Origin of the sequence: Marinoscillum pacificum (assembly GCF_024714495.1) — a bacterium.
GTDB classification, from domain to species: Bacteria; Bacteroidota; Bacteroidia; order Cytophagales; family Cyclobacteriaceae; genus Marinoscillum; species Marinoscillum pacificum.
In genome coordinates this window covers 204,097-216,707 of sequence record NZ_JAMZMJ010000009.1, presented here as the reverse complement: position 1 = coordinate 216,707, position 12,611 = coordinate 204,097, and the positions used below count along the sequence as shown (strand labels likewise).

Genomic DNA, 12,611 nt, shown 5'->3' with positions numbered 1-12,611 from the left:
GAAGAACTGCAGTCCGAAATAGACCGAAGAAAGTTTTATCAGAACCTCATTAAGAGTGTGTTAGATAGTTCTCCAAATGGAATTTTGGCATTCAATTCCATTCGAAATAGTGATGGTGAGGTTGTTGATTTTGAGCTAAAGGTGGCTAATGCAACAGCGGCAAAGTTAGTTAGGAAAGATCAGGCAGCAATGATTGGTCGTAGGCTCTTGGAGATGTTTCCAGATAGTAAGGAGGCCCAATTGTTTGATAAATACGTGCATGTTGCCGAAACTGGCGAGTCTTTCCATACAGAAAAGTTCTATGAATATCAGGGACTGAATACCTGGTACGATATTAATGTTGTTAAAAATGGCGAAGGAGTAGTGATCACTTTTTCGGACATTAATTTTATCAAGCAGCATGAACAAGAATTGCTGGAGAAGCAAAGCGAGTTAGAAGATACCAATTATCAGTTGGAGCAGTTTGCTTATATAGCTTCTCATGATTTGCAAGAGCCGCTTAGGAAAGTGAGAGCATTTGGTGATCGCCTCAAGTCCAAGTACGAAAAGGAGCTTGGTGAACAAGGTTCCGACTACATCAGTCGTATGCAGAATGCTTCTGCACGTATGCAGACTTTGATAGATGATTTGCTCAAGTATTCAAGAGTTTCCAGAGCTGAATATACTTTTGATGAAGTTAATCTTGAAGTGATTTTAGATGAGGTACTTCTGGATATGGAAGTTGAGATCAACCATAAACAGGCGAGTATTACAAAGGATAAATTACCAATAATAGAAGGTGATGCTGGACAAATGCGTCAGTTATTCCAAAACCTAATATCTAATTCGCTCAAGTATTCCAAAGAAGACGTGCCGCCAGTTGTTTCCATTCAAGTGAAGGAAGTGGAGCGAATGAGTTTGACCCAAGTGATGGAGCCCTGCTGGGAACTTACTTTTAAAGACAATGGGATTGGGTTTGATCCCTCCTACAGTGAACAAATTTTTGTGATTTTTAAACGATTGCATGGAAGATCAGAATATTCTGGCACCGGCATTGGATTGGCGATTTGTGAAAAAATTGTTACCAATCATGATGGAGAAATAGAAGCAGAAGGAGAAGCAGGTGTTGGGGCAACATTCCGTGTGTATTTACCTAAATAAAATGAATCAAAACGATAACTTGAAACCTATCACAATCCTCATGGCCGATGATGATCCGGATGATCAGCTCATGGCCAAAGAAGCATTTGAAGAAAACCAAATGCTCAATCCATTGCGATTTGTCTCTGACGGAGAAGATTTAATGGACTATTTACATCAAAGAGGTAAATACAATAAAGAAACCGCTCCTAGACCAGGCTTGATTTTATTGGATCTGAATATGCCAAGAAAAGATGGCCGTGAAGCACTCATGGAAATCAAAAGTGATCCTTCCTTAAAGCGAATACCGATCGTGGTTTTGACTACTAGCAAGTCTGAAGAAGATATTTTGAAAAGCTACGATTTAGGAGTGTCCTCATTCATCACCAAGCCGGTGACTTTTGATGATTTAGTACAAGTAACGAGAGAGCTTGGGAAATACTGGTTCGGAATAGTGGTTTTACCAGATTAATCAATAAAACATGAACTCATTAACCAACGGTAGGGACGTTAGAATTCTATTAATAGACGATGATGAAGATGACTACATCTTAACCAGAGATCTTTTCATGGAAATGAAATCATTTACCTACCAGTTGGATTGGGAAAATGACTATCGTACGGCAAAAGAGAAAATTTTTGCCAATTCGCATGATGTATACCTGGTTGATTTTCGCTTGGGTGAAATGGACGGGTTGACCTTAATTTCAGAGGCGCTTGAAATGGGTTTTTTGAGTCCAATGATTTTATTGACGGGAGTTGGTGATAAGCAAATAGATATGGAGGCTATGAGAAAAGGAGCGTCTGACTATTTGGTTAAAAGTGAAATATCACCTGAATTGCTTGAACGCTCAATCAGATATTCCCTGAATCATTCTCAAGCCTTAAAAAAGATCAGCGAAAACGAAGGGAAATACCGAGATCTGTTTGAACGTTCTATAGATGCTATTTATCTGGTGGATTTAGATTTCAAACTAGTAGATGTAAATCCTTCATTCTGTCGATTGTTTGGCTGTGATCATGCTGCCGTAAAGCATAAGAGCTTGAAAGTGTATTTCAAGGAAGAGTCTTCCTTTAACCAACTTCTGACAGAATTGAAGACCAATTCTGGTCAGGTGAAGGATTTTGAGGAGTCATTTACCTCAGCCAATAATGAAACATTGATTTGTAGGTTAACGATGATTGAAAGATACAATCATGATGGAGAGCATATTGGATATCAAGGGCTAATACATGATGTAACACTCAATAAGCGAGCAGAAGAGCAGTTGCTGTTAGCAGAACGATTGTCTATGACAGGTAAACTCGTGCGAAGTATAGCTCATGAGGTACGAAATCCTCTGACCAACCTTGAGCTCGCACTGAATCAATTGGAAGATGAGTTGAATCCAGAAAGTGACCTTTCAGATACTTACATGACCATCGCTCATCGCAATGTAGGACGAATCGATCAGCTTATTAAAGATCTATTGAATTCTTCCAAGCCCAAAGAGCTTGAGATGGTTACGTGCAAAATCATTGATGTATTGGAAGGAGCTCTTGATTTGGTGAAGGACCGCATCACCTTAAAAGGTATGCGAATAGAAAGGGATTACCAGCTCAATAGTGAAATAACAATCGAGGCTGATCCTGAAAACGTCAAAATTGCCCTACTGAATATTCTTGTAAATGCGGTAGAAGCTATGCAGCCTAACGAGGGTTGTCTGGAAGTCAAAACCAAACACTTAAATGATTCCATCTATCTACTGATATCAGATAATGGAAAAGGGATGACTCAAGCGGATTTGGAGCAGTTGTTTGATCCATTTTATACCAAAAAGCAGGATGGTATGGGACTTGGGTTAACTACCACACAGAACATTGTCCACTCGCATCATGGTCAAATCAAAGTAACGAGTAAACTAGGTGAAGGAACCACCTTCACTATTTGCTTGCCTGAGACACAAAACAGGTAATCATTTCTACATACTGTGTAGATAATTCCACAGATTTTTCGAGGAATATTGAATTTGAGGTCAGTATGACATTTGGTATGGTTTTGTCTTATACATAAGCATCACTAAATAAGAACTTGATATGTTACGTTGGACCTTAATATTTTTAGTAGTAGCGCTTATTGCAGCACTTTTTGGATTTGGAGGAATAGCAGCCGGAGCGGCAGCCATCGCGAAAGTGATATTTTTCATTTTCCTCGTTCTCTTTGTAATAGCACTCATTATGCGATTAGCTAAAGGAAATTAATTTTTCGACTCACTATGTAAACTCGACTAAAAGTGATGGCAGTGCCTTCACTTTTTTTGTTTTATACAGGTTTAGTTTAATGCTTATGAGCATATTTAACCCGTGAAAAAAGTCATACGAGCCATTGTGATTATTCTTTGCGTTTGGTGGGGTTTTTCGGTTTTAATTGCATTCTTCAAAGTCAATCTCCAAAATGGAGAACTCTGCGAAGATGAAATGACTGAATATTCCGAGTATACTGATCATCAACGCAATTGGCAATTCATTTCTACTTCTGAAAGGCATTGCATGAGTTTTCAAACTCAGTCTCAGGCAAATGCTGCCTCCAGAGATCATCGCTTCGAAGTTTACAGTCGACTTGCCCAACCTTCTGACCCGTGGAAACAGCTTTATCGCGAATTTTCAGATCGCGATGAGGATGTAGAGTTTCTAGTAGATAGCATGAGAACCATCGCCATCAATGAAGGACTTTCTGGAATTGATTTGGCTGAATTGGTGGTCACCTTTGTTCAGGACATACCTTACAGTTTTGTGATTACCGGAGACTGTGATGATTGGGATAAGGATGGACATCCGTGTGTTGGGAACGTTCGATTGGGATTATATACGCCTTACGAGTTTCTTCATACAGAGATGGGAGATTGTGATACCCGAGCAGTGCTGATATTTGCTGTTTTAGAACGTCTCGGTTTTGAGCCAGTTATCGTAATAAGTGATGAATATGCTCACGCCATGATTGCGTTGAATATTCCTACTTCAGGAGATTTCATTACACACAAAGGGAAGAAATATTATTTTTGGGAAACCACAGCCAAAGGTTGGATGGCAGGAATGCTTCCTCCTTCTTATGGAAATAAAGACTACTGGAAAATAGCATTAGCCAATGAACTCTAATTTGATCATTATTAGCTTGATTGAGATCTTCTCTGCGATCACAATTGGTATTTTTATATTGTCACTCACCTATAAGTTGGTGCAATGGGTTGGTAGGAAATACTACGGAATTCAGGAGTATAACCTTGCCTATAGCATCTTCACCGGAGCTATTATTTTATCAGTTGGTATTATGGTAGAAGGAATCATTGATCCTCTAATTTCATCTTTTCGATTGATGAATATGTCAGATAATAGCCTGCTGTTTTCACTGAAATACTTTGGCACTGGAGCGATTTACATAGGAATTGCGTATACAATAGCAGTGGCCATTGGTTTGATCAGCACTTTCCTTTATGCCAAATTGACTCCTATTGATGAGTTTGAGGAAATTAAAAACAACAATGTAGGAGTGGCCATTATCATCAGTACAATCATTATTACACTGACGATCTTTTCTAAAGATGGCGTGAAACTGTTGATTGAAGCACTAGTCCCGTATCCGGAGTTGCCTCCTTCCGGATTTTAGTATTGCTCCGGAAGAAGGTAATTAGGATAAATTTTTAAATGCTCTTTCTGTACATATTCTCTTACCAGATCTCTGAATTCTTCCTGATGATATTTGGTATGAGCTGAGACAAAAATGCTGTCTTTACTGTTCTGACTTCCCTCAGGGTTAAACTCTGAGATATCTTCAATCTTATCCACTTTGTTGTAGACTTTGATTGTTTGAATGTCAGCAGCACCAATTTCTTCTAGTGTTTGCTCCACTACAGAAATATGCTCTTCATAAGAAGGATTGGAAGCATCAATGATATGCAATAGGATATCTGCTTCTTTTACTTCTTCAAGCGTTGATTTGAAAGACTCAATCAAGTTGTGAGGTAGTTTTCTAATGAATCCAACTGTGTCAGAAAGTAAGAATGGAATCTGATTGATCACCACTTTTCTAACCGTAGAGTCTACAGTAGCGAAGAGCTCATCTTTAGCATAAACATCTTCTTTACTCAGCAATTGCATCCAGGAAGATTTGCCTGCGTTGGTATATCCTACAAGTGCTACACGTACAATGCCATCACGAGACTTTCTTCTTGTAGCAGCTTGAGTTTCAATTTTGTCAAGCTTCTTACGTAGTATATTGATCTGGTTGCGAATGTTACGTCTATCCGTCTCGATCTCTTTCTCACCAGCACCACCACGAGTTGCAGTACCACCTCTTTGTCGCTCCAGGTGAGTCCACATTCGAGTTAGTCTTGGAAGCAAGTATTGATATCTCGCAAGCTCCACTTGCGTTTTTGCTTGATTGGTTTGAGCTCGTTTTAAGAAAATATCCAGGATCAATAAACTTCGGTCATATACTTTGACTTTTAGTTCTCTTTCCAGGTTTCTAAGTTGAGATGGACTCAGGTCATCATCAAAAATGACATTGCCTATATTTTTTGCCTTTACAAACTCACAGATCTCTTCTAGTTTACCTTTTCCAACATAGGTCCTGGTATCAGGGTGTTCAAGCTTTTGCGAATAGGCTTTTTCTACTTTTATATCGAGTGTTTGAACCAAAAATTCTAGCTCATCCAGATACTCTTGCGTTTTGTCATCTGTCTGAAACTTTGGAGCCACAGCCACCAATACACCGAATTCCTGCTCTTTTTTGGTTTCTATCATAAAAAATCACACAATTATTGTCCTACAGTACATAAATTGTCTCTAGGAAGTTTCAAAATTAGTGAAAAAAAGAGCTCATAGTCATATGAAGGTAGCGATCATGATTAATACTAGCTGGAATATCTACAATTTCAGACGAGGATTGATAGAAACATTGATCAAAAGAGGGGATGAAGTGGTGGCAATAGCACCTAAAGATGATTACTCAGGAAAGTTGGAAGAAATTGGTTGCCGATTTCGTCACCTGGATATGAGTGCTAGCGGAATGAATCCAGCAACAGATTTTGGACTTATGGTCAAAATGAGAAAGGTGCTGAAAGAGGAGCAACCTGATATCTTATTGACTTATACGATTAAGCCCAATATATACGGATCATTGGTTTGTGGAAACTTAAAAATTCCATGTATCTGCAATGTCAGTGGTTTAGGTACAGTGTTTTTATGGAAAGGAACTGTAAAGAAGATTGCCGTGGGACTTTATAAGCGTGCTTTCAAGAAGAATTCCTGGGTGTTTTTTCAAAACAATGAAGATCGAGATGACTTTCTGAAATTCATTCCCATTTCGAAAGATAAAACGAGTTTGTTGCCTGGTTCAGGGATTAACACCACTCACTTTCAACCAATGAAGGTAGAGCCGAATAAAGTGCCAGTATTCACAATGATCGGGCGATTGATCGTTGAAAAGGGTGTTTATGATTTTATAGAAGCTATTAAAATTGTTAAAAAGAAAAAGCCTGATACGCATTTTCGATTGATTGGAGAGCTGGATGAGACGCATTCGAGGAGTATTCAAAGGGCTGAACTGGACTCATGGTTAGCTGATGAGTTAATAGAATATGTTCCGCACTTATCTGATGTACGCGACGCAGTAGCTACTTCAGACGTAATTGTGTTGCCCTCATACCGAGAAGGAACGCCGCGTACGTTGCTCGAAGCTGGGGCCATGGGAAAGGCTATGATTGCTACGGATGTACCGGGGTGTAGGCATGTGGTAGAGGATGGTGAGAATGGCTTCTTGTGCAAGCTTCAATCTCCAAAAGACCTGGCTGCTAAAATGTTGCTTTACTTGTCCTTAAGTAAAGAAGAGCAAAACCAATTATCAATCAATTCTCGTAATTTGATTGTTGAGAAATTTGATGAAAGACTGGTCATCGATGAGTATCTGAAACTTATCGATCAGTTTGCGTTATAATCCTTGAATGTCAGTTACTTTCCGTCATTCTTTAATTAAATGCTTTAAATTCGTCCGAATATTAAAAGTTTATGAGAATTCATTGCAGTCCGGTCAGGCTGATCATCCTATTTGGAGTACTTTTTTTGGTAAGCTGTAAAGCTTACAAGCAGGATTTATTGTTTCAACTAAATGATAATTTCAATGAAGAAAATCTCTCTAAGCCAATAGCGCAAGCGTCAGAAAACTATGTGCTTCGCAAGGGAGATTACTTTGAATTTAGGGTTTATACCAATGATGGAGAACGAATTATTGATCCCGATTTTGAATTGCGCCAACTACAAGGTGGAGGTGGTGGTAATCAGCAAAATCAGAATTTGAACATTTCTCCTTATCTAATTACTGAGGATGGGTTTGTGTTCTTACCGATGGTAGGTTCTGTTGAACTTGAAGGGAAAGTTGTTGTAGAAGCAGAGAAATTTCTAGCATCTCTATACAATGATTTTTATTCTTCGTGTTATGTTCGGATTACAGTGATTAACCGGCGCGTGATTGTTTTAAAAGCTAATTCTGGACAGGTTATTCCTCTTGCAAACGAAAATATGACCATTGCAGAAATTCTTGCTTTGTCTGGAGGAATTAATTTTGGTTCCAAGGCAAGTACTATCAAATTAATTAGAGGAGATTTGTCTAATCCTCAGGTATATATGATAGACTTATCTACCATTGATGCTATGAGAGCTTCAGTGATTGGAGTTCAACCGGGAGATATTATTTACATCGAACCTTGGAGGAGACCTTGGCTTGAGGGGCTAAGAGATATTTCGTCAATAGTAGGTCTGACCACAGGTCTATTGACTTTTATATTGTTTTTACAGAATACAGCTAAGTGAGCAGTTCAGTCGAAATAGAACAGAATTCATCTTCCGATGATTTATTAAATTCATTTGATCTGGTGAAGTTTCTTCACACAGTCAAGAAGAGCTTAATTTGGGTGCTGTTGTTCTTTGTTATTGCGGGGACAGTCTCATTTCTGATTGTTAGATATACGAAGCCTTTGTATGAGTCTCAATCTTTATTGAAACTGGATATGCAGAGTGAGGCTACTTCACTTGGTCTCGCGGGATCCTTTGGAGCAATCAACCAAAGTGGTATGTCAGGGGAGATAGAGCTGCTGAAATCACGATTGTTTTTAAGTAAAGTCGTAGCTGTGGCAGATCTTGAGGTTAGTTATTTCTATTACGGGCGGTACCTGACGGATGAGCGTTATAAAAATTCACCATTTATTGTTTCATATAAAGTAAAAGATGGAAGTATTTTCAATAGACCTATTGATATTGAAATTCTTTCTGATGAAACATTTACAATAAAATCTGGTATCGGAAATGGTGAGGAAATCTATTCCTTTGGTGAGGAAATAAGCAATAGTCAGGTTAATTTATTGATTGAAAAATCTGAGTTTTTTAAGTTCCCAGAGGTGAAAGGGTTATACTATTTTACAATAAATAGTGAAGATGCATTGATCTCGTATTTTCAGAGGAATGTAAAAGTTACTCCAGAAAACTTGAATGCCCGAACTATCCGAATTTCCCTTACAGATCACAATAAGTATAAAGCTAGAGACTTGGTCAATGCAATCGATACTCTTTATTTAGAACATACCAGGCAGGCAAAGAATCAAACACTAGATCAAAAAATAGAATTCTTAAACTCTCAGATTGATGAAACGGAAGGTAGAATTGAAGATTATGATGAATACTTCGAGGATTTTATAATAGAAAAGAGAACGCTTAATTACCAAAATGACATTGCCCAAACAATTGGAGTGCTTAATGTTTTAGATTCAACGGAGTATAACATTAAGTCGCAGATTGATGAACTGAAACTGCTTCAAGAAGAAATTGCAAAAGAAGGATTGTTGGATATCAGTCCTATTCTTATCCGGCAACTTCCGGCTATTATATCTGAGCGTCTAAAGAGATATAGTGAAACCTTGAATGAACGAGATCAGAAACTATCAAGTTATAATGAGCGAACTTTTGTAATTAAGAAGTTAAATGCCGAATTGGATATTGTAAAGGAAGATTTTCAAGAAGTCATTTCTGAGTATTCTGATTATTTAGATGAACGATTGAATAAGGTTAGGGTCAGACAGTCGTCCATTGAGCGGGCGTTTAATGATATGCCTGCGATGAGTACCGAATTCAATAAAAGTAGGAGATTTTATTCATTGCAAGAAAGCTTTTTACTTAACCTTACTCGTTCTAAAATGGAGTTGGAGATTACAAAAGCAGGAACAGTGACAAATTTTGTTGTACTGGCTCAAGCAAATCTACCTTCAGCTCCTATCAAACCGACACCAGTCATTATTTATGGTGGAGCAACCGCTGTTGCTTTCATTCTTTCCTTATTCTTTATAATGATAAGATATCTTATGAATAATCGGATTACGACTCTAAAAGAATTGGAAAGTCTTATCTCCATTCCTGTACTTGGTGCCATACCAAAATATCGTTCGGAAAAACTAGAGCTTACTAAACTTGTTGTCGGTCAAAACTCTAAATCAGCCCTAAGTGAAGCTTTAAGGACAATCAGGACAAATATGGAGTTCTTGAATGGAACAGCTAAAAGCAATAAATTTCTTACTATTACCTCAACTATTTCAGGGGAGGGTAAGACATTTGTGGCTGTAAATCTTGGCGCGATTATCGCCTTGTCAAACCAGAAGGTGTGTATTCTTGATCTGGATATGAGAAAGCCCAAAGTACATGTTGCTTTTGGACATGAACCACATTATAAAGGTATGAGCACCATGTTGATTGGTAAAGACAGTGTGGAAGACTGTATTGTGAACACAGGTACACCTCGGCTTGATTACATCCCAGCGGGACCAACTCCACCAAATCCATCAGAGCTTATTCTAAATGAAGAGTACAAAAATATCCTTGCAGAATTGCAGCTTAAATATGACCTGATTATTCTCGATACACCGCCTGTGGGTTTAGTGACAGACGCTGTACTGTCTATGAAAATGTCTGCTCTTCAGATGTATGTGGTTAGATCAGATTATTCTAAAAGATCATTTGCAAAGTCTATAGAGAACCTCAAAAAAATTAATCGTTTTTCAAACCTTACAGTCATATTTAATGGGGTTGATTCTGGAAGTCAATCTTATGGTTATGGATATGGTTACGGATATGGTTATGGATATTATGACGATAATCAGTAACTGCATACCTTTGCAGCAGATAAAGGGAAAGGAAGTAAATGTTAGGTTGGTTTGGGAATAATAAAAAGGCTTACAGTGTCGATGTGGACATTCATAGTCATCTAATACCAGAAATTGATGATGGTGCCAGATCAATAGACGAGTCGATTGCAATGCTTACGTCCTTTCAGCAGTTGGGATATAAGAAAATAATCACCACACCACATATTCATTCAGAGTATTATCCCAATACGAAACAAGTAATTGAATCTGGCCTCCAGACATTAAAGGAAGAAATATCTCGGGTAGGACTTACGATTAAGATTGAAGCCGCTGCAGAGTATTACATCGATTCGGAGTTTCTATCGTTGATTGAAAACTCAGAGGAGATTATGTCGTTCGGGAGATTCAAGTACGTTTTGATGGAGACTCCCTTTATGAACAAGCCATTGATTTTTGATGAAGTAGTATTTCAGTTGAAATCACATGGTTTCGTGCCTGTATTGGCTCATCCAGAGCGATATACTTACTTAATGGATGACATGTCCTGGTTGAAGAAAATTAGAATACAAGGAGTTCAATTGCAGATTACTTCCAGTTCCTTAGTAGGAGGATATGGAAAAGGTCCACAAAAGATCGCTAATCAGTTATTGAAAGAAAATATGGTGGACTTTATCGGGTCTGACCTCCATAGAAAAAATCAATTACCACTATTTGAGAAGTCGTTGAGACATAAAATAATTCCACAAAATTTAAAGAACAACGAACTAATTTGATCGTTTTGTTGTGGATAACTTTTGATGAGCATATAGTACTTCAGATATTTAATTGGACTATATTCATACATCATCCATGACATACTTTTTAACTTTTTTATATGCAAGAAGAGTATAAGCGCAAGGAAGAGAGGGAGTTGATAAGAAAGTTTGAAGCATTCCTTAAAAACAAAGAGTCCTTTTATTTTGATGAGGACGCTTACCTTGAAGTGATAGGATACTATCAAAATCATGAAAAATTTGCGAAAGCTTTAAGAGCGTGTGAACTCGGTTTGGAGCAGTATGCTTTCTCTATTGATTTAACAATGGAGTTAGCCGATGTACTCGTCAAATTGGATCGACATGCAGAAGCAATCATGACGCTGGAAAAAGCATTGAACTATCATCCGAATGACCCGGAACTTTTGATTCAAAAAGGCACGATTCATTCATTGATGTCTCAATATCAGGAAGCTATTGATTGCTATGAGCGTACCATTGAGTTTGCAGAAGAAAAAGACGAGATCTACTACTCTATAGGTTTGGCCTATCAGGGAATGGGAGATCACCTGAAGGCTGCAGAGAGTCACAAGAAGGCTATCGAGCATAATATGCTGAATGAAAATGCTCTTTACGAACTGGCTTATTGTTTAGATGTGGCAGGTGAGTTGGAAAGCAGCCTGGATTACTATCATAAGTTTATTGATCAGGATCCATATTCAGAATATGCCTGGTACAATCTAGGGATTGTTTACAACAAACTGGAAATGTTCGATAAGTCAGTTGATGCTTATGAGTATGCGGTGGCTATTGACGATGATTTTAGCAGTGCACATTTCAATATGGGTAATGCTTACATGAATCTTCTGCAGTATGATAAAGCGCTAAATTGTTACGTCAAAACAATGGATCTGGAAGGTCCTACATCTGAGACTTATTGCCATATAGCTGCGGCATATGAGAAGATGGAGCAATTTGAATTGGCAATAAAGCACTACCAAAAAGCGACAAAGCTTGATAACTTATATCATGAAGCCTGGTATGGACTAGGTGTTTGTTTATCACATTCTGAGAGATGGTATGAAGCTATTCATTTTTTTAACAAGGCCCTTAAGCTGGATGTTGAGAATAGTTCGTACTGGAAAGCAGTAGCTGATGCCGAGTTCAAGACAGGTAATATTGTTTCAGCTTTGGATGCTTACAATGAGGCTGCTAACTTAGATCCAGAGGATGCACACATTTGGTTGGATTGGTCTTATGTATATTATGAGCAAGGAGATTTTGACAAAGCTCAGGATACGGTTGAAGACGGTCTGGTGGATTGCCCGGAAAATGCCGACCTGTATTACAGAAGTGTGGTGTATTTGATTGAAGGAGGAAAATACAAAATGGCTATTAACAGGCTGGAGACAGGGTTAATGCTTGATTTTGACGGACATTTACAATTGTTCGAATTTTTCCCCAATTTGCAGACGCAAAAGGCGCTCTATAAAATCATTGAGCAATACAGGAAAAACAGTTAAAAGCTAAGTCATTTTAATCAGAATTACTGATTTTTGCGACTTTGCGAAAAATCAGC

The 12,611-nt window shown here is 38.2% G+C and carries 12 protein-coding genes; 11 read left to right on the top strand and 1 reads right to left on the bottom strand.

The features are described from left to right. From NXS00_RS19105 to NXS00_RS19080, 6 genes are all read left to right on the top strand, one after another. Window positions 1-1,140: sensor histidine kinase (locus tag NXS00_RS19105; protein ID WP_258100864.1), on the top strand; the 1,140-nt coding region annotated here is incomplete at its 5' end. A 1-nt stretch (window position 1,141) separates the two neighbouring features. Beyond that, entirely contained in the window at window positions 1,142-1,591 is a 450-nt protein-coding gene (locus NXS00_RS19100) for a response regulator (protein ID WP_258100863.1), read from the top strand. Window positions 1,592-1,601: 10 nt separating this feature from the next. Beyond that, window positions 1,602-3,074, top strand: a complete 1,473-nt coding sequence (locus NXS00_RS19095; RefSeq protein WP_258100862.1) for a hybrid sensor histidine kinase/response regulator — start codon at window positions 1,602-1,604, stop codon at window positions 3,072-3,074. Between the two features lie 121 nt (window positions 3,075-3,195). Next, window positions 3,196-3,360 (top strand): DUF1328 domain-containing protein, encoded by a 165-nt coding sequence (locus NXS00_RS19090; RefSeq protein ID WP_258100861.1) that lies wholly within the window; start codon window positions 3,196-3,198, stop codon window positions 3,358-3,360. A gap of 102 nt (window positions 3,361-3,462) precedes the next feature. Then, the gene (locus NXS00_RS19085; protein ID WP_258100860.1) at window positions 3,463-4,254 is read left to right on the top strand and encodes a transglutaminase-like domain-containing protein; all 792 of its coding nucleotides are present in this window, start codon (window positions 3,463-3,465) and stop codon (window positions 4,252-4,254) included. Continuing rightward, a complete protein-coding gene (locus tag NXS00_RS19080) occupies window positions 4,244-4,762 on the top strand; it encodes a DUF350 domain-containing protein (RefSeq protein ID WP_258100859.1) in 519 nt (172 codons plus the stop codon). Before NXS00_RS19085 ends, NXS00_RS19080 begins: the two co-directional genes overlap by 11 nt. Here NXS00_RS19080 and hflX read toward each other — a convergent pair. Then, entirely contained in the window at window positions 4,759-5,898 is a 1,140-nt protein-coding gene (gene hflX, locus NXS00_RS19075) for a GTPase HflX (RefSeq protein ID WP_258100858.1), read from the bottom strand. The genes NXS00_RS19080 and hflX overlap by 4 nt on opposite strands. Window positions 5,899-5,983: 85 nt before the next feature. Between hflX and NXS00_RS19070 the strand changes: the two genes are divergently transcribed. From NXS00_RS19070 to NXS00_RS19050, 5 genes are all read left to right on the top strand, one after another. Then, complete coding sequence (locus tag NXS00_RS19070) at window positions 5,984-7,090, top strand: glycosyltransferase family 4 protein (RefSeq protein WP_258100857.1); 1,107 nt, start codon at window positions 5,984-5,986, stop codon at window positions 7,088-7,090. Between the two features lie 71 nt (window positions 7,091-7,161). Then, window positions 7,162-7,962 (top strand): polysaccharide biosynthesis/export family protein, encoded by an 801-nt coding sequence (locus tag NXS00_RS19065; RefSeq protein WP_258100856.1) that lies wholly within the window; start codon window positions 7,162-7,164, stop codon window positions 7,960-7,962. Next, window positions 7,959-10,298, top strand: coding sequence for a GumC family protein (locus NXS00_RS19060; RefSeq protein ID WP_258100855.1), 2,340 nt, complete (start codon window positions 7,959-7,961; stop codon window positions 10,296-10,298). The genes NXS00_RS19065 and NXS00_RS19060 overlap by 4 nt, the downstream gene beginning before the upstream one ends. A gap of 38 nt (window positions 10,299-10,336) precedes the next feature. Next, window positions 10,337-11,053, top strand: a complete 717-nt coding sequence (locus NXS00_RS19055; RefSeq protein ID WP_258100854.1) for a tyrosine-protein phosphatase — start codon at window positions 10,337-10,339, stop codon at window positions 11,051-11,053. 101 nt (window positions 11,054-11,154) lie between these two features. Beyond that, entirely contained in the window at window positions 11,155-12,555 is a 1,401-nt protein-coding gene (locus NXS00_RS19050) for a tetratricopeptide repeat protein (protein ID WP_258100853.1), read from the top strand. Window positions 12,556-12,611 lie beyond the last annotated feature (56 nt).